Origin of the sequence: Bifidobacterium vespertilionis, from assembly GCF_008698145.1 — a bacterium.
Classification (GTDB): Bacteria; Actinomycetota; Actinomycetes; order Actinomycetales; family Bifidobacteriaceae; genus Bifidobacterium; species Bifidobacterium vespertilionis.
Genome location: NZ_RZNZ01000001.1, coordinates 152,557 through 169,606, shown reverse-complemented (window position 1 = coordinate 169,606; position 17,050 = coordinate 152,557). Strand labels below are relative to the sequence as shown.

13 protein-coding genes and 3 tRNA genes are annotated in these 17,050 nt (G+C 65.7%); 4 read left to right on the top strand and 12 right to left on the bottom strand.

Annotated elements, in window-relative coordinates:
- Window positions 1-15 precede the first annotated feature (15 nt).
- The 8 genes from frr to EMO90_RS00675 all read right to left on the bottom strand — a co-directional run bounded on the left by frr (window position 16) and on the right by EMO90_RS00675 (window position 8,100).
- Entirely contained in the window at window positions 16-570 is a 555-nt protein-coding gene (frr, locus tag EMO90_RS00710; protein WP_150353574.1) for a ribosome recycling factor, read from the bottom strand.
- 54 nt (window positions 571-624) lie between these two features.
- Window positions 625-1,365, bottom strand: a complete 741-nt coding sequence (pyrH, locus tag EMO90_RS00705; protein WP_150353575.1) for a UMP kinase — start codon at window positions 1,363-1,365, stop codon at window positions 625-627.
- Between the two features lie 218 nt (window positions 1,366-1,583).
- Entirely contained in the window at window positions 1,584-2,435 is an 852-nt protein-coding gene (gene tsf, locus EMO90_RS00700) for a translation elongation factor Ts (RefSeq protein ID WP_150353576.1), read from the bottom strand.
- 101 nt (window positions 2,436-2,536) lie between these two features.
- Complete coding sequence (gene rpsB, locus EMO90_RS00695; protein WP_150353577.1) at window positions 2,537-3,373, bottom strand: 30S ribosomal protein S2; 837 nt, start codon at window positions 3,371-3,373, stop codon at window positions 2,537-2,539.
- 294 nt (window positions 3,374-3,667) lie between these two features.
- Complete coding sequence (def, locus tag EMO90_RS00690) at window positions 3,668-4,153, bottom strand: peptide deformylase (RefSeq protein WP_150353578.1); 486 nt, start codon at window positions 4,151-4,153, stop codon at window positions 3,668-3,670.
- Between the two features lie 5 nt (window positions 4,154-4,158).
- Window positions 4,159-6,258: an AMP-dependent synthetase/ligase gene (locus tag EMO90_RS00685; RefSeq protein WP_150353579.1), complete on the bottom strand. Its 2,100-nt coding sequence runs from the start codon at window positions 6,256-6,258 to the stop codon at window positions 4,159-4,161.
- Window positions 6,259-6,354: 96 nt separating this feature from the next.
- Entirely contained in the window at window positions 6,355-6,813 is a 459-nt protein-coding gene (locus tag EMO90_RS00680; RefSeq protein ID WP_150353580.1) for an Rv3235 family protein, read from the bottom strand.
- 162 nt (window positions 6,814-6,975) lie between these two features.
- Complete coding sequence (locus EMO90_RS00675) at window positions 6,976-8,100, bottom strand: GuaB3 family IMP dehydrogenase-related protein (RefSeq protein ID WP_150353581.1); 1,125 nt, start codon at window positions 8,098-8,100, stop codon at window positions 6,976-6,978.
- Window positions 8,101-8,220: 120 nt separating this feature from the next.
- Between EMO90_RS00675 and EMO90_RS00670 the strand changes: the two genes are divergently transcribed.
- Both EMO90_RS00670 and EMO90_RS00665 read left to right on the top strand, forming a co-directional pair.
- Entirely contained in the window at window positions 8,221-9,441 is a 1,221-nt protein-coding gene (locus EMO90_RS00670) for an NADP-dependent isocitrate dehydrogenase (protein WP_150353582.1), read from the top strand.
- A gap of 199 nt (window positions 9,442-9,640) precedes the next feature.
- Window positions 9,641-11,251: a hypothetical protein gene (locus tag EMO90_RS00665; protein ID WP_395952587.1), complete on the top strand. Its 1,611-nt coding sequence runs from the start codon at window positions 9,641-9,643 to the stop codon at window positions 11,249-11,251.
- Window positions 11,252-11,275: 24 nt separating this feature from the next.
- On the opposite strand, the gene EMO90_RS00660 is transcribed toward EMO90_RS00665, so the two are convergent.
- The 4 genes from EMO90_RS00660 to EMO90_RS00645 form a co-directional block, all read right to left on the bottom strand.
- A complete protein-coding gene (locus tag EMO90_RS00660) occupies window positions 11,276-13,099 on the bottom strand; it encodes an AMP-dependent synthetase/ligase (RefSeq protein ID WP_150353584.1) in 1,824 nt (607 codons plus the stop codon).
- Window positions 13,100-13,409: 310 nt separating this feature from the next.
- Window positions 13,410-13,485, bottom strand: a tRNA-Asn gene (locus tag EMO90_RS00655).
- A gap of 49 nt (window positions 13,486-13,534) precedes the next feature.
- A tRNA-Asn gene (locus EMO90_RS00650) sits at window positions 13,535-13,607 on the bottom strand.
- Window positions 13,608-13,633: 26 nt separating this feature from the next.
- Window positions 13,634-13,706: transfer RNA gene (locus tag EMO90_RS00645), tRNA-Asn, on the bottom strand.
- Window positions 13,707-13,978: 272 nt separating this feature from the next.
- Here EMO90_RS00645 and EMO90_RS00640 point away from each other — a divergent pair.
- Both EMO90_RS00640 and EMO90_RS00635 read left to right on the top strand, forming a co-directional pair.
- Window positions 13,979-14,626: a M23 family metallopeptidase gene (locus EMO90_RS00640; RefSeq protein WP_223849852.1), complete on the top strand. Its 648-nt coding sequence runs from the start codon at window positions 13,979-13,981 to the stop codon at window positions 14,624-14,626.
- Between the two features lie 402 nt (window positions 14,627-15,028).
- The gene (locus EMO90_RS00635) at window positions 15,029-17,038 is read left to right on the top strand and encodes a KUP/HAK/KT family potassium transporter (RefSeq protein ID WP_190972110.1); all 2,010 of its coding nucleotides are present in this window, start codon (window positions 15,029-15,031) and stop codon (window positions 17,036-17,038) included.
- Window positions 17,039-17,050 lie beyond the last annotated feature (12 nt).

The following is a 17,050-nucleotide window of genomic DNA, read 5'->3' as shown; positions in this document are numbered from 1 at the left end:
GCCTTCCCGGATGGGTCAGACCTCGAGGATTTCCTTCTGCTTGGTCTCGAGCAGGGCGTCGATCTCGTCCGTGGTGGCCTTGGTGACCTTGTCCAGATCCTTGAGCAGACGATCGCCCTCGTCCTCGCCCATCTCGCCGTCCTTGACGGACTTGTCGATGGTCTCCTTGGCCTTGCGGCGGATGTTGCGCACCGCGACCTTGCCGTCCTCGGCCTTGCCCTTGGCGATCTTCACGTACTCCTTGCGGCGCTCCTCGGTGAGCTCGGGCATGGTGACGCGGATCACGTTGCCGTCGCGGTTGGGGCTCACGCCGAGGTCGGAATCGCGAATGGCCTTCTCCACGGCCGGGGCCTGGGACTTGTCGAACGGGGTGATGGACAGCGTGCGCGGCTCCGGCACGCCGATGGAGGCGACGGCCTTGATGGGGGTGGGGGAACCGTAGTAGTCCACCGTGATGCCGTTGAGCAGGGCCGGGTTGGCGCGGCCGGTGCGGATGCCGGAGAAGTTCTCCTTGGTGTTCTCGACGGTCTTGGCCATCTGTTCCTTGGCCTGATCGATGACGGTTGCCATGTTTATGCTCCTTTTGCTTGGTTGGTTGTGCTTATGCGCCGATGGACCGCGACGTCACTCGGCGACGGTCGACTCCGCCGAGGACACGAAGGTGCCGATCTCCTCGCCCACGAGCGCGCGCGTGACGTTGCCGGGCTCCTCGAGGCCGAACACGCGGATGCACTTGCGGTTGTCGCGGGCCATGGACAGGGCCGCGGCGTCCATGACGGCGAGGTTGTCCACGAGGGCGCGCTTGTAGCTCAGGGTGACGAAGCGCTTGGCGTTCGGATCCTTGCGCGGATCCGCGGTGTACACGCCGTCCACGCCGTTCTTGCCCATGAGCACCTCGTCGCAGTGGATCTCCAGCGAACGCTGCACGGAGACGGTGTCCGTGGAGAAGTACGGCATGCCCGCACCGGCGCCGAAGATGACCACGCGGCCCTTTTCGAGATGGCGGATGGCCTTGAGCGGGATGTACGGCTCGGCGACCTGGCCCATGGTGATGGCGGTCTGCACGCGCGTGGACTGCCCCTCCTGCTCCAGGAAGTCCTGCAGCGCGAGGCAGTTCATGACCGTACCCAGCATGCCCATGTAGTCGCCGCGCGAACGGTCGATGCCGGCCTGCTGCAGTTCGGCTCCGCGGAAGAAGTTGCCGCCGCCGACCACGATGGCCACCTGCACGCCCTGCCGGACGGCCGGGACGATCTCCTCGGCGATGCGGCGGATCACGGTGGTGTCGATGCCCACCTTGCCGCCGCCGAAGGCCTCTCCCGAAAGCTTCAGCAGCACTCTGCGGGATCTGTCTGCTCCAGTCATATGCGCCCTTTCTTGGGGATCCGGCACGCGGCCTGACATTGCCGCGAAACCGCGAAATTTACCGTATCTCAGCCTATCCGCAAATGACGACAGACGTTGTAGCGACGCGCGGAGGATGCAAAAACGGCGGTCCGTGCGCCCTTATGCGCGCGGACCGCCGTTTCTTTCATGCGGATTGGTCTTGACGACCGCATCCGGCGACCACGGGGGTCAGAGGATCACTCCTCTTCGCCCTTGCCGACCTCGACGCGGGCGAAGGCGAAGGCCTTGCCGCCCACTTCCTCGAAGAGCTTGCCGACGGTCTTGGACGGATCCTTGACGAACGGCTGCTCGAGGAGGACGACCTCCTTGTAGAAGGCGTTCAGACGGCCCTCGACGATCTTGGGAACGATCTTCTCCGGCTTGCCCTCGGCCAGGGACTTCTCGGTGGCCACGCGGCGCTCGGTCTCGACCACGTCGGCCGGGACGTCCTCGCGGGTGAGCCACTTGGCGCCCATGGCGGAGATCTGCAGGGCGGCCTCGTGGGCCACCTTGGCGCCGGCCTCGTCGGTGGCGATCATGGCGACGATGCTCGGCGGCATCTCGGCGGACTTCTTGTGCGCGTAGATCTCGACGTGCGGGCCGGAGATCTTGGCGAACTGGCCGACCTTGACGTGCTCGCCGAACAGGGCGGCGGCCTCCTCGACGGCGACCTTCACGGTGCCGTCCTCGGCGGGGGCGGCCAGCAGCTCGTCGACGTTGTTGGCGTCGGCGGCGATGGCATAGCCGAGCACGGTGTCGGTGAACTCGACGAACTTCGGGGTCTTGGCCACGAAGTCGGTCTCGGAGTTGACCTCAACCGCGTATCCGGTCTCACCCTCGGCGGTCTTGACAACCTTGGAGCCGATGGTGCCCTCCTGGGCCTTGCGGCCCTCGCGCTTGCCAGCGGCCTGGATGCCCTTGGCGCGGATGATCTCCTTGGCGCGGGCCACGTCGCCTTCGGCTTCGGTGAGCGCCTTCTTGACGTCCATCATGCCGGCGCCGGTGTCCTCGCGGACCTGCTTGATCAGAGCGGCGGTAATTGCTGCCATGAAATTCTCCCTTGAGTTAAAACTCGATTACGTTTCCCTGGGAACGGGAGGTGCAACCTTCTTGCACCTCCCATCCTAGCGATTGGAGGTCCCTAACGGACTCACTCGGCCTTGGCTTCGCCTTCGGCGGACTCGGCGGGGGCGGCGGCTTCGGCCGGAGCGGCCTCGGCGCCCTGCTGCAGCAGGTCCTTCTCCCAGGCGGCCATCGGCTGCTCGGAGGTCTCGCCCTCGGCCTTGGCGGCCTGGCCGGAACGCTCGAGCAGGCCGTCGGCGACGGCATCGGCGATCAGGCTGGTGAGCAGCTCGATGCCGCGGATGGCGTCGTCGTTGGCCGGGATCGGGTAGTCGACGGCCTCGGGGTCGGTGTTGGTGTCCACCAGGGCCACGACCGGGATGCCCAGCTTGTGGGCTTCCTCAACGGCCAGCGCCTCCTTGTTGATGTCCACGACGAACATCGCGGAGGGGGTGCGGTTCATGTTGCGGATGCCGCCCAGCTGCTTGGCCAGCTTGTCCTTCTCGCGCTCGAGGAGCAGCAGCTCCTTCTTGGTCAGGCCGGAGCCGTGCACGTCGGAGAAGTCCATCTCCTCGAGCTCCTTGAGGCGGGCGACGCGCTTGGACACGGTCTGGAAGTTGGTGAGCATGCCGCCCAGCCAACGCTCGGAGACGTACGGCATGTTGACGCGGGTGGCCTGGTTGGCGACGGCCTCCTGGGCCTGCTTCTTGGTGCCGACGAACAGCACGGTGCCGTTGTGCGCGACGGTGGCCTTGATGAAGTCGTAGGCCTTGTCGATCAGCTCAAGGGACTTGAACAGGTTGATGATGTGGATGCCGTTGCGCTCCATGAGGATGTACTGCTTCATCTTCGGGTTCCAACGGCGGGTCTGGTGACCGAAGTGGACACCGGCCTTGAGCATCTCGCTCATCGTGATCTGTGCCATAGCACTACCTTTCTGTCGGTTCTTGCCTGGTCATGCGCACCCGTATGCAACCCTCCCTGCGGGATGGCCGACCGACACGGGCCGTCGCGGGCATGACGCGAATTTGGCGTGTGCCGCTAGACGATAATGGGTGGTTCCGGACGCCTGCGACTGCGTCCCTCGCCGGGTTGGCACACAAATGTCCAGAATACCACGGGCCCCCAACTTTTCGGTTGGGGGCCCGTGTACGGAAGCAGGATGCGGCGGCATCGGCGGGAATAGATGAGCCGGATGGGCCCGGATCCCCGCTCGCCGTCACTTGGCGTGGGCGCGCATGTATCGCATGGCCTCGCGGCGCTCCTCCTTTTCAAGGCGGTCCAGATAGACGTGGCCGTCGAGATGGTCGCACTCGTGCTGGAGCATACGGCCCATGAGGCCGTGGCCCTCGAGCACGATGGCCTTGCCGTCGAGGTCGATGCCGCGGACGCGCGCGTAGTCGGCGCGGCGCGTCTTGTACCACAGGCCGGGCACGGACAGGCAGCCCTCGTCGCCGTACTGCTCGCCGCTGGTCTCCTCCATCACCGGATTGAGGATGTATCCCACCTTGCCCTCGATGTTGTACGAGAACGCCCTCAGGCTCACGCCGATCTGGTTGGCGGACAGGCCGGCTCGGCCCGGATCGTCGACCGTGTCCAGCAGATCCTGAACCAGCCTTCTGACGGCCGGGGTGATGGTTGTGATCTCGTCGCATGGGGTGCGCAGCACCGGATCGGGCACGACCCTGATTTCGCGGATGGCCACTGTGGTTACTCCTCGTGGGTTTCGGTGTTCTCGCCGGCATCCCGGGAAGCCGCGCCGGCCTGATCGCCGCCGGCCTCGGCGTCCTCGGAACCGTCGGCCTTGGTCTTCTTCATTTTCCCCTGCACGCTAGCAAGCGAATCCGACACGTTCGTGCGCGCCTGGTCGAACGCCTGGCGAACCTTCGGGCTGACGGACTCAGAGGCCTGCCTGACGGACTCGGAGATCTGCTGGACGGACTCCGTGGTCCGGTCCAGCAACTTCACGGTGGCCGGCGTGGGACGCGGGGAGCCCTTGGGCGCGTAGATCTCGTTCTCGATCACATCAGCGTAGCGCTGGAGCACCTTGGGGCGCACCACCTTCAGGCTCGGCGTGAGCGTGCCGGCGTCCTGGGAGAACTCGTCGGTCAGGATCGCGAACTTGCGCACGGATTCGGCGCGGGACACGCCGGCGTTCGCCTTGTCCACGTACTGCTGGACGAAGGCGCGCACCGCGTCGTTGTCCTTCGCCTCCTCAAGGCCCATGCCCGCGTCCAGGCCCTGGCTCTCCAGCCACGAGCCGAGCATCTCGGGATCGAGCTCGATCAGCGCGGAGACGAAGGGCCTGCCGTCGCCCACCACCACCGCGTGCTGCACGATCGGGCAGGTGTCGATGATGTCCTCCATGGGCGCGGGGCTGATGTTCTTGCCGCCGGCGGTGATGATGATGTCCTTCTTGCGGCCCGTGATGAACACGAAGCCGTTGTCGTCGATCATGCCCAGATCGCCGGTGCGCAGCCAAGTGCTGTCGGCCATGGCCTCGGCGGTCTTCTCGGGGTTTTTGTAGTAGCCCATGAACACGTTCGGGCCGCACACCAGCAGCTCGCCGTCGTCGGCCACGCGCACGCCCATGCCGGGGCCGGGCTTGCCCACCGAACCCACCTCGTTGTCGTCCTCCCAGTTGACGAGCATCGGCGCGGCGGTCTCCGTCATGCCATAGCCCTGGATGAACGTGATGCCGTCCATGCCGTTGAAGAAGTGCGCGAGGTCGTTGTTGATCGGCGCGCCGCCGCAGGCCAGGAACCGCAGGTTCGGGCCCAGCGCGGAACGCACGGAGGATCCGACGGCCGCCATGAAGAAGGCGTGCTCGGCCCGGGCGACCAGGGAGTGGCCGTGGCCGGACTGCGCGTCCTTGCTCCAGGACACGAAGTGGCGGAACGCCTTGGCGAAGATGCGGCCCTTCAGACCGTTGCCGGCCTTCTGCGAGGCGGCGTTGTACACCTTCTCGAACACGCGCGGCACGCCCAGCAGGTAGGTGGGCTTGAAGCTCCTCAGGTCGGCAAGCAGGTGCTTGGCGCCGGGCAGGTAGCCCACCACGCCGTGCCCGCCGATCGCCACGTACTGGATGTAGCGCGCGAAGCAGTGCGCCAGCGGCAGGAACAGCAGCAGGCGGTTCGCGTTGTAGAGCATGTTGGGCAGGATCTCGTAGCCGTTGAGCACGATGTGCGTGTAGTTGCGGTTGGAGAGCATCGCGCCCTTGGGCCGGCCGGTGGATCCGGAGGTATAGACGATCGTGAGCAGGTCGTCGGCCTTGATCCGCCCGATCGCCTCATCGAGCGTGGCGTCGGGCACCGAGCTGCCGAAATCGGCGACGGCGTCCAGCCCGCCGGCCTTGAAGTTGAAGACGTATTTGAGCGCGCTGGCCTCGTCGTCGCGGATCTCCTCGAGCGCCTGGGCATGCTCGAAGTCGCCGGCGAACGCGACCACGGGCTCCACCTCGGCGATGATGCTCGCAGCCTGCCGGATCGAATCGGTCTCGTAGATCGGCACAAGCACCGCGCCGATCGCCGCGCATGCGAAATCGACCACGCCCCACGGATAGCAAGTGGGCGAATAGACGATCACGCGCTCCCCCTTGGTGGCGCCCAAGGCCAGCAGGCCCTTCGCGATCTCGCGCACGCGGGCGAGCATTTCGCCGGCGGTCACATCATGCCACTGTCGGGTCTCGTCGTCCTGCCACTGGGCGATGAGGTCCCCCGGATCCGTGCCGGCCCTGCGGGACAGGAGCGAGAAGACGGTGTCCTCGTCCGTGGTGGTGTATCTGATCGGTTCGATATTCTCCTTGCGCATGCAACCACTATAGGTCATCAGGACATCATCCGACGCCTGCGCCGTCGCCGTTCGGCACGTTCGGGGCGTTCGGGGGCCGGACGGATCCGGCCCGGACTAGCCGAGGTCCAGCGCCGTGCACATCCAGCGCCCGCCGCGGTGGTTGAAGACGACGGTGGACAGGTAGTTGGTGCGGCCCACGGTCAGGTGCACGCACGCCTCGAAGTGATCGGCGCTGCGCACGACCGCGTTGATGCCCCGGGCCCGCACGGGCAGCGTGAGCGCCCGCTGCCTGAGTTCGGGGTGGCGCTGCAGATGGGAATGGTACAGCACGGACATGGTGCTGAGCTTGTTGATCGCCTTCTGCGCCACGGCCCTGACCAGACGGTCGGTCTGCAGACGGCCGCGGATGATCTCCATGGCCTTGCAGGCGAGTTGGGCCGCAGCCACGCCCAGACCTATTCCCTCCCGCCGGTCCATGTCCGAACCGACGTACTGGCACAGTCGCATGCGGATGTCGCCATCCCCCTGCGCGATGGTGACATTTACCTCGAACGACTCTGGTTGACGCTTCATTGCCGGCTCCTTCGCTTCCCTCCGGTCGGGGTCCCTTCTCAATAACCCCACACTTCGGTTCTACCAGCAACGGACGGGCCCGGCCAAATCGCATGGCCGGGCCCGTGGATATGTGCACAACTCGCGTCGCGGTGGATAACCGCGCGGGCGGGTCAGTGCATGTCAGTGCGTGTAGTTGGGCGTGACGACCATGCCGCAGCGCTGGAAGTTCTTCACGTCCACGTAGCCGGTGGAGGCCATCGCGCGTCGCAGGGCGCCGATGAAGTTCACGCGGCCGTCCGCCTGGTGGCTGGGTCCGAACAGGATCTGCTCGAGCGGCGCCACGGTGCCCACGTTCGCACGGTAGCCGCGCGGCAGGGTCTGGTGGCGGGCCTCGGCGCCCCAGTGCATGCCCTTGCCGGGCGCCTCGGTGGCGCGGGCCAGCGGCGCGCCCAGCATGACGGCGTCGGCGCCGAGGGCGAAGGCCTTGACGAAGTTGCCGGACTCGCCCATACCGCCGTCAGCGATGACCTGCACGTAGCGGCCGCCGGATTCGTCCATGTAGTCGCGGCGCGCCTCGGCCACGTCGGCGATCGCGGTGGCCATGGGGGCGTGCACGCCGATCGTGGTGCGCGTGGCGGACACGGCGCCGCCGCCGAAGCCCACCAGCACGCCGGCGGCACCGGTGCGCATGAGGTGCAGGGCGGCGGTGTAGTTGGCCGCGCCGCCGACGATGACCGGCACGTCGAGGTCGTAGATGAACTTCTTCAGGTTGAGCGGCTCGTGGGTCTTGGAGACATGCTCGGCGGACACCGCGGTGCCGCGGATCACGAACAGGTCCACGCCCGCGTCCACCACGGTCGAGTAGAACTGCTGGGTGCGCTGCGGTGACAGGGCGCCGGCCACGGTGACGCCCGCGTCGCGGATCTCGTGCAGACGCTGCGTGATGAGCTCCGGCTTGACCGGCTCGGCGTAGATCTGCTGGATGCGCTCAATCGCCTTGTCCCAGTCGAGGGCCGCGATCTCGTCCAGCAGCGGCTCCGGATTCTCGTAGCGGGTCCACAGGCCCTCCAGATCGAGCACGCCGAGGCCGCCGAGGCGTCCCATGGCGATGGCCGTCGCCGGGCTGGTGACGGAGTCCATGGGGGCGGCGATCACCGGGATGTCGAACTCATAGGCATCAACCTGCCACGATGTGGACACGTCCTGCGGATCGCGCGTCCTGCGGGAGGGAACGATGGCTACATCGTCGAGGGAGTAGCCGAGACGGGCCTTTTTGCCCAAGCCGATTTCAATTTCCTGAGACATGGCTACTAGGCTAATGCCGCCTTGCGACCAACATGTGCCAAGTACGTAACGATTTGGAATCATTCGTTCTGGTATTGCTGTGGATGAATAACGCCCCACCCTATTCGCGAGGAGGACCGCATGGGCAAGATCAAAGTCGAAGGAACCGTCGTCGAGCTTGACGGCGACGAGATGACCCGCGTCATCTGGAAGGACATCAAGGACAAGCTCATCCTGCCCTACCTCGACGTGAACCTCGACTACTACGACCTCGGCATCGAGAACCGCGACGCCACCGACGACCAGGTGACCATCGATTCGGCCAAGGCCATCCAGAAGTACCACGTGGGCGTCAAGTGCGCCACGATCACGCCGGACGAGGCCCGCGTCAAGGAGTTCGGCCTCAAGAAGATGTGGAAGTCCCCCAACGGCACGATCCGCAACATCCTGGGCGGCACGATCTTCCGCGAGCCGATCGTGATCTCCAACATCCCGCGTCTGGTGCCGGGCTGGACCAAGCCGATCGTCGTGGCCCGCCACGCCTTCGGCGACCAGTACAAGGCCACCGATTTCAAGGTCCCGGGCGCAGGTCGCCTGACGGTGACGTTCACCCCGTCGGACGGCTCCGAGCCCATCCAGCATGTGGTCTACGACTACGGCGAGGACGGCGGCGTGGCCCAGGTGCAGTACAACGTCAACGATTCCATCCGCGGCTTCGCGCGCGCCTGCTTCAACTACGGCCTCATGCGCCACTACCCGGTGTACCTGTCCACCAAGAACACCATCCTCAAGGCGTACGACGGCCAGTTCAAGGACATCTTCGCCGAGGTGTTCGAGACCGAGTACAAGGACCGCTTCGCCGAAGCCGGTCTGACCTACGAGCACCGCCTGATCGACGACATGGTCGCCAGCTCCCTCAAGTGGCACGGCGGCTACATCTGGGCCTGCAAGAACTACGACGGCGACGTTCAATCCGACTCCGTGGCGCAGGGCTTCGGCTCGCTGGGCCTCATGACCTCCGTGCTCATGACCCCGGACGGCCAGACCGTGGAGGCCGAGGCGGCCCACGGCACCGTGACCCGCCACTACCGCAAGTGGCAGAAGGGCGAGAAGACCTCCACCAACCCGATCGCCTCCATCTTCGCATGGACCGGCGGTCTCAAGCACCGCGCCGATCTGGACGGCACCCCCGAGGTGCGCGCCTTCGCCGAGACGCTGGAGAAGGTCATCATCAAGACCGTCGAGGGCGGCCAGATGACCAAGGACCTCGCCATGCTCGTGGGCCCGGACCAGCAGTGGCTGGACACCGAGGGCTTCATGAACGCCCTGCAGGAGAACCTCGCCAAGGCCCTCGCCGAGTAGCCCCGCATTCTGCCCGCTTCCTTGCAAAGCGGAACGTTCGGTACGTTTCCGGCCCCCGAAAGGCCTTCAAAACGTACCGAACGTTCCGCTTTGCGTTAAGGTTGAGGGGTAATCAGGCAACCCGACCGAACGAACGAGGTGCGCACCCGTGGAACTGGCAGCAAGGACGTTACGAGGAATCGGCAGGCGCGTGGCCGCGATGGCGGCGGCCGCCGCCATGTCGCTGACGGTGACCGCCTGCGCGTTCGGCCCGTCCCCCTCGCCATCGACGTCCTCCCCCGCCGCGGTCGATGGGCAGTCCTCCGCCGCAGCCGGCACGCCGACGCCCACCGCGGACGCGAAGCCCGGTTCCGTGGCCATCTTCACACCATCGGACGGCATCACGCTCAGCCAGAACACGCCCACCAACAAGTGGGCGGCCCTGACCAAGGACATCCAGCAGGCGCTGAACGATGGGCAGGGCGCATCCCAGAGCGCGGCGACCGCCAAGCCCGAGATCAAGACCACATCGTCCTCCGACCTCGCCGCGCAGAGCCGCGCCGTGCAGGACTACGTAGTCTCCCGACTCAGTGCGGATGACAAGGACGATGGCGCCACCACGATCATCGTGGCCCCGGTCGCGAATCCCGACGCGACCACCAGACAATACGGCGATTACGTGCGCCAGGACGTGACGTGGAACGCGAATGCCTCCACCGACGAAAGCGACGAGGACCGCACCCGGCGCGAGTCGGGCGAGCGGCTGGCCGACGCGCTCACGCTGGCCAGTGATTCGGGCATGCATGTGGTGCTCGTGTCCAACCAGCTGCAGGGGTTCACGCCGGACCTGTTCGTGGCGTTCGCCTCCCCGCGCGAGATTGGCCGCATCCAGGCCCAGCAGCTGGTCAGAAAACTTGAATTGGACCGCACCAGCGCGGACAATCCCAAATACATCGAGGTGCTGCTGCCTTGGGCGGAGAAGCGCAAGGACGGCACGGAGGCGGACTCCATGTTCGTCTCCGAGGCGTTCGCCGGCATCTGGGAGGTTCTTGGCCCGTACTTCCAGAATGGGAAGGCCACGAGCCCGTCGCGCATCCTGGGCCCGTCGTCCACCGAGGACTCCTGGCAGTCCGTCACCTTCGACCCGTCCCAGAGCGACGGGACCAAGATCGAACTGGCCGAACGCCTCGGCACCGGAAACGGGCAAAGCTCAAAGATCCATCGCATCGACGGGGTGCTGGCCATGAACGACTACGTAGCCGCCCAGACGGTCTCCGCGCTGGAGGACATGGGATACACGGGATCCTCCGCGGACATCAACCCGGAGATCAGCATTTCGGACATCGTGGGCAGCTTCGCCGGCAAGGTGGATCTGCAGCGCGGTGCGGTGCCCGACCCCATCAAGGCCCCGTCCGCCACCGAACCCACCGCATCGCCGAGCGCCGGATCGGGCATCACGCTGCCGTTCGGCAACGGCGGATCCTCGATGTCTCCCGACGCCTCGGACGACCCCAGCTGGCCGATCATCACCGGATACGGCGCCTATGTGGACGCCATCCCGCAGATCGTCAACGGCAAGCAGTGGATGACCGCCCTGGGCAACCGCAAGGACACCGCGGCGCTGTTGGCCAAGGCGGTGGCCTCCCTGAACGCGGGGACCGGTCTGGACGGCCTGGACGGGGTCTCCCCCGTCGCCTACGGGTCGCAGGCCACCGGCAATGAGGCCGACGTGCCCACGATCGCCAAGGACCAGCTGCCCGTGGCGGCCTCGAACCTCAAGAGCATCCTCATCGATCCGGGCTACATCACGCCGGCCGACGCGGGCCTGTGACGGGACGCCTGCGCCGGCATCCCGTCAGCGCTTGCCGTTGTAGATCTTCTCGTCGATCAGATCGCGGTATCGCTCGGTGATGGCCTCACGGCGGGCCTTGAGGCTGGGCGTGACCATGCCGTTCGCCTCGTTGAGGTCGTCGGTGAGGATCTCGAACTTGCGGATGGACTCGGCGCGCGAAACCTGCCCGTTGGCGGTGTCCACCGCGCGCTCCACCTCGGAGCGGACGATCGGGTTGGCGGCCGCCTCGGCAAGGTCCTTGACCTCCGGCGCCCCCTTGAACTTCAGCCAGGCGTTGGTCTCCGCAAGGTCCAGGGCCACAAGCGCGGCCACGAAGGGCTTCCGGTCGCCGATCACCACGCACTGGTTGACCACCGGCGAGGTCATGACGGACACCTCCAGCTCGGCCGGGGACACGTTCTTGCCGCCGGCGGTGATGATGAGGTCCTTCTTGCGGCCGGTGATCGACACGAACCCGTCGTCGTCGATGTCGCCCAGATCGCCGGTGTGCAGCCAGCCGTCGACGATCTGGCTGGTGGTGATCTCCGGATGGTTGTGGTATCCGGCGCACACGCTGGGGCTCTTGATGCACAGCTCGCCGTCGTCCGCCACGCCGAAGGTCACGCCCTGCATGGGCAGGCCGATCGTGCCGATCCTGTACCCGGTGGTGGGGTTGACGCTGGCCGGGGCGCACGTTTCGGTCATGCCGTAGCCCTCGAGCAGCGGCAGGCCCACGCCGTTGAAGAAGTGGGCGATCGAGGAGTCCAGCGGGGCGCCGCCGGAGACCGCGTACTCCACATGGCCGCCGAACACGCCCATGATCGTGGAGTAGACGAGCTTGTTGTACAGGGCGTGCCTGAGGGACAGGGCGAAGGGGATGCCCTCGCCCGACTTCTGGGCGTTCTGCTGGGCCACGGACCAGGCGCGCGCCGTTTTGGCGGCATCCGCGAACAGGCGGCCCTTGAGACCCGTGCCGGCCTTCTGGGAGGCGGCGTTGTAGATCTTCTCGAAGATGCGCGGCACGGCGAGCACGAACGTGGGTTTGAACGCGCCGAAGTCCGCGAGGATGGTCTTGAGGTTGCTGGACAGGCCCAGCGTCACATTGCCGGCGAAGCAGAAGTACTGCATGTAGCGGGCGAACACATGCGCCAGCGGCAGGAAGAGCAGGAGCCTGCGGTTCGGCTTCATGGCGATGTCCGGCATGGACCGGATGCCCGAATACGTGATGAACACGAAGCTGCCATGCGTCAGCTCGATGCCCTTCGGCGTGCCGGTGGAGCCGGAGGTATAGACGATCGTGGCGAGGTCGGAGCCGCGCACGGCCCGCTCGCGCTCGCGGAACTCGTCGTCGGTCACGCCCGCCCCGAAGGTCTCCAGCGTGTCCAGGGCGCCCAACTCGATCACGTACACGTCGCCCAGATCGGTGACCTGGTCGCGCACGGATTCGATCTTGTCGCGCTGCATGTCGTTCTCCGCGAACGCCATCTTGACGTTGGAGTCGTTGAAGATCATGCGCACCTGCGCGGCGGAGTTGGTCTCGTACACGGGCACGGTGAGCGCGCCGATGGACATGATCGCCATGTCCAGCGCGGTCCATTCCCAGCGCGTGCGGGAGACGACCGCCACCGCGTCGCCCGGCTGGATGCCGCGTGCGATCAGGCCCTTGGCCAGCGCGATCACCTTGTCCCGGAACTCGACCGCGGTGAAGGACCGCCACACGCCGCCCTCGTCCTTGTATTCGACGAGCGAATCCTGCGGGGCCCGGCCGACGCGCTCCTCGAGGATCGAAAAGATGTTCCTGTCGTAGTCGATGGGTTCGGGCTGCGGCCTGGTGTATTCCTTCTTCATGTATTCTCCTCCGAACGGTACAGTTCGGATTCTACCGTGGCTCGGCCGTGAATCGGCAATTGCGTGGGCAACGTCGCACTCCGCGTCGCGCTCTGCATCGCACTCCGCGTCGCGCTCTGCATCGCACTCCGCGTCACACGTGTAGTGGAAACGGACGAAAATGGGCCCGAAATCGTCCGTTTCCACTACATGGAATTTATTGACTATAATTGACAAATTTCTTCCGATCAGCGTCTCGACTGACCAACCGGGCCCGCGTCAAACACCCCGAAAAGCAAGAAACCCCAGCAGTTTTCGCTGGGGTCCCATCTGGCTCCTGCGACTGGGCTTGAACCAGTGACCGTCCGATTAACAGTCGGATGCTCTGCCAACTGAGCTACGCAGGAATATTCAATTGTGCTCCCCCGCAGCCCTTTGGACCGCAGGCGGAACCAGCTCCTGCGACTGGGCTTGAACCAGTGACCGTCCGATTAACAGTCGGATGCTCTGCCAACTGAGCTACGCAGGAATATTCAATTATCAGCCGGAGCTGAGCTCCTGCGACTGGGCTTGAACCAGTGACCGTCCGATTAACAGTCGGATGCTCTGCCAACTGAGCTACGCAGGAATGGCTTGCTGCGGTGGATTTCTCCAGCGCACAAGTCAGATAGCTTACACCAGAACTTCAGGAATGCAAATCAGACGCTTGCTTCGGCATGTCGCATGGGATTGCAACGATTCAGCCGCAATGGGGCGTCTCGGCCTCCATCCGCAACACGCCGACATTCGACCACAGCCTCCTTCCGATTGGACCCGCGTGCACGCAGCCGCGAAACTGGGCCGCATATGGGCCGGCCAAATGACAGGCCGAAGGCACGCAACAGAACGGGGGGAATCGATATGACCACGCCAGAGGACAACGTCAAACGGGCCAGACGCAGGATGCTTGAGGCATACCGCAGACGGCAGGAGCGGCTATGCATGAAGGCGATGGCGGCGATCGGCATGGCGCTGGCCGCCATCGCGCTGGCGATCGCGTGCGGTCTGACCGGCCCCGAGCCAATGGCGGCGGCCGCGGATACGGGCGCGGACAACGCGGGACAGGGAGGGACAATCAGCTGCCGGGCGACGATGTCATGGCCCCTCGAGCCACCCGCGGGCGCGGCGCATCCCGTCATCGTCGAACCGTTCGATGCGCCATCCCAGCCATGGCTGCCTGGCCATCGAGGCGTGGATTTGGAGGCACGCGGCGGCGAACCGCTGCTCGCCCCGGCGGATGGCCTTATATCGTTCGTGGGCGAGGTGGGCGGAAAGGACGTGGTCAGCGTGAGCCACGGAACGCTCGTCTCCACCTTCGAGCCGGCGCGGACGGAACTGGCGGTGGGTGCGGCGGTCGAACGCGGCCGGCCGTTCGCGCGGGTCGGGGGACGCAGCGACCACTGCGACGGCCGCTGCCTGCACTGGGGCGTGCGTGCGGCCGGCCGCGACTACCGGGACCCCACCCGTCTGGCGTCGAATCATAGGATCGTGCTCAAATCCGCCGACTAACCGATACGGCCGACGCGACACGCCGTAGCCGACGTTTGCCTTGACCCGGCGAAATCGAAGCGGGAGGTCATGCCCGGTGCGTTATGGCCCCGTTGCCCTGACGCAGGGCATGACACCCCATGGAAATGCTAGGGCCGTCATCGGGCGGCGACCGCGATCCTAACGGGATCCATATGCATGCGCATCCCCTTTCGCGGAGTGTTCCTAACGGCTTGCCCACGGACGGGCCCCGCGGACGAATGTCATCGCGGCGTCCAACGCACCGAAGGCACCCGGATCGGATCCATGCGGCCTGTCAACGGAGGTGTACCGCAGCGCCTCCGCTCCCATGCGACGCCCTTAGAATGGCCGCGGCGGCGCATGGAAATCCCATGCCATGATCATATTGGTCGATGGAGGTCGATGATGGCGGCTTTGCTCAAACGCAGGCGCAGATCCGGGGACACCGGCGCCGTGGCGTCGAAGGCCACGCCCGCGGGCATGCTGATCGCGGTCGGCATTGTATACGGGGATCTGGCCACAAGCCCGATCTACGCACCCAAGGCGCTGATGCTCGCGCAGGGCGGTTCGATGACCCGGTTCCAGACACTGGGATCGTTGTCGCTGGTGTTCTGGTTCATGCTCATGGTGGTGACGATCAAATACGTATGCACGGCCATGCGCGCGGACAATCAGGGCGAGGGCGGCGTCTTCGCCCTGTTCGCGGCGGTGCGGCGGTATTGGAGGCCGGCGTCGGTGTTCGCGATGATCGGCGCCGCGGCTTTTCTGGCGGACAGCGTGTTCACGCCTGCGGTCGGCATCACGTCGGCGGTGGAGGGTCTGGCGTCGATCCCGCAGATCGGCTCCAGCGCATATTGGTCGCAGGAGCTGTCGGTGATGATCTCGATCGCGATCATCGCAGCCCTGTTCCTCATCCAGCACGCGGGCACACACCGGCTGGGCGCATTGTTCGGCCCGATCATGTCGATATGGCTGGTCTTCCTGGCGGTGACCGGCGTGATGTACCTGAGCCGCGACTGGAGCGTGCTGGAGGCCCTCAATCCGGCGATCGGCATGCAATTCCTGTTCTCCGGGGAGAACAAGGCGGGCGTGGCGATCATGGGCAGCGTGTTCCTAGCGCTCACCGGCGCCGAGGCGCTGTATTCGGACATGGGCCATGTGGGCCGCGCGAATATCTGGGCCACATGGCCCCTGGTCAACATCGCGCTCATCTGCTCCTATTTCGGGCAGGGTGCATGGATGCTGGAGGGGCACCGCACGATGGTGGAGAACGCGGCCCCGCTGTTCCAGATCATCCCCGACATCGCCCGCCCCTTCGGCGTGGTCCTGGCCCTGCTGGCCGGCGTGATCGCCTCGCAGGCGCTGATCTCCGGCGCATTCACGCTGACGGCCGCGGCCGACGGTCTGAGCTGGCTGCCGCGACTGAACATGCGCTATCCGGGCGTGAGCCGCGGCCAGATCTACATCCCCAGCGTATGCGCGGCGCTGGCGGCGCTCACGGTGTTCGTGGTGCTGTACTTCCGCTCGTCGTCGGCCATGGAGGCGGCGTACGGCCTGGCACTCACGGTGGCGATGCTCATGGACAGCGTGCTGCTGTCCGTGTATCTGTGGCATGTCAAGGTCCGCAGGGTGGCAGCCGTGGTCGCCGGTGCGGTGTTCATCGCCGTGGAACTGCTGTTCCTGTCGGCGGCGGTGAGCAAGTTCATCGAGGGCGGCTATGTGACGGTGGTGATATGGGGTTTGGTGTTCGGCGCGTTTCTGGTCTGCTCGCGCGGCGTGCAGCTGGAGAATGCGGAACGCGGACACATCCACGCGGACGATCTGGCCCATATTCTGGCGATCAGCATGGCGGACGACAAGCGCGATCTGGTGGCCGACCATCTGGTGTACCTGACACCGGACATGGACCGCGACGTGGAGAAGGACGTGGCGGTGAGCATGCTCCACCGGCGCGCCCACACGTACTGGGTGGTTAACGTCGTGCAATCCGAACGTCCGTTCGACCGCGATTGGAGGGTCGTCTCCTACGGCCGCAATCTGCATCGCGTGACGATCAGCCTGGGCTACAAGGTGCCGCAGTTCTACCTGCAGTCGTACATGCGCACGATCATGGAGGACATGCTGTCGCGCGGCGAGATCGGACGGATCGACCCGCCGATCCCCAAGCTGGCGACCAAGACCGAGCGCCTGGGCATCGGTTCGGTGCGCTTCGTGCTCATGCACCGGGTGTTCAGCCCGGAGTCCACGCTGCCGGAGTCCGCCCGCACGCTGCTGCGCACCTATCAGTGGCTCAAGCGGACCATCTCCAAGCCGGTCGAATGGTTTGGTCTGGAGACCAACGATCCGATCGTGGAGACCGTGCCGGTATGGAACGGCGAGGAGGTCAGGGTCCCCATGCGCAGGATCCCCTGACCGGCGCCGCAC

What these genes read in the sequence shown, in the direction of transcription:
- EMO90_RS00665 (WP_395952587.1), top strand. Translation starts at nt 9,641, where the DNA reads ATGGCGGCGGCCGCCGCCATGTCGCTGACGGTGACCGCCTGCGCGTTC.
- EMO90_RS00660 (WP_150353584.1), bottom strand. Translation starts at nt 13,099, where the DNA reads ATGAAGAAGGAATACACCAGGCCGCAGCCCGAACCCATCGACTACGAC.
- frr (WP_150353574.1), bottom strand. Translation starts at nt 570, where the DNA reads ATGGCAACCGTCATCGATCAGGCCAAGGAACAGATGGCCAAGACCGTC.
- EMO90_RS00640 (WP_223849852.1), top strand. Translation starts at nt 13,979, where the DNA reads ATGACCACGCCAGAGGACAACGTCAAACGGGCCAGACGCAGGATGCTT.
- EMO90_RS00675 (WP_150353581.1), bottom strand. Translation starts at nt 8,100, where the DNA reads ATGTCTCAGGAAATTGAAATCGGCTTGGGCAAAAAGGCCCGTCTCGGC.
- EMO90_RS00685 (WP_150353579.1), bottom strand. Translation starts at nt 6,258, where the DNA reads ATGCGCAAGGAGAATATCGAACCGATCAGATACACCACCACGGACGAG.
- rpsB (WP_150353577.1), bottom strand. Translation starts at nt 3,373, where the DNA reads ATGGCACAGATCACGATGAGCGAGATGCTCAAGGCCGGTGTCCACTTC.
- tsf (WP_150353576.1), bottom strand. Translation starts at nt 2,435, where the DNA reads ATGGCAGCAATTACCGCCGCTCTGATCAAGCAGGTCCGCGAGGACACC.
- pyrH (WP_150353575.1), bottom strand. Translation starts at nt 1,365, where the DNA reads ATGACTGGAGCAGACAGATCCCGCAGAGTGCTGCTGAAGCTTTCGGGA.
- EMO90_RS00670 (WP_150353582.1), top strand. Translation starts at nt 8,221, where the DNA reads ATGGGCAAGATCAAAGTCGAAGGAACCGTCGTCGAGCTTGACGGCGAC.
- EMO90_RS00635 (WP_190972110.1), top strand. Translation starts at nt 15,029, where the DNA reads ATGATGGCGGCTTTGCTCAAACGCAGGCGCAGATCCGGGGACACCGGC.
- EMO90_RS00680 (WP_150353580.1), bottom strand. Translation starts at nt 6,813, where the DNA reads ATGAAGCGTCAACCAGAGTCGTTCGAGGTAAATGTCACCATCGCGCAG.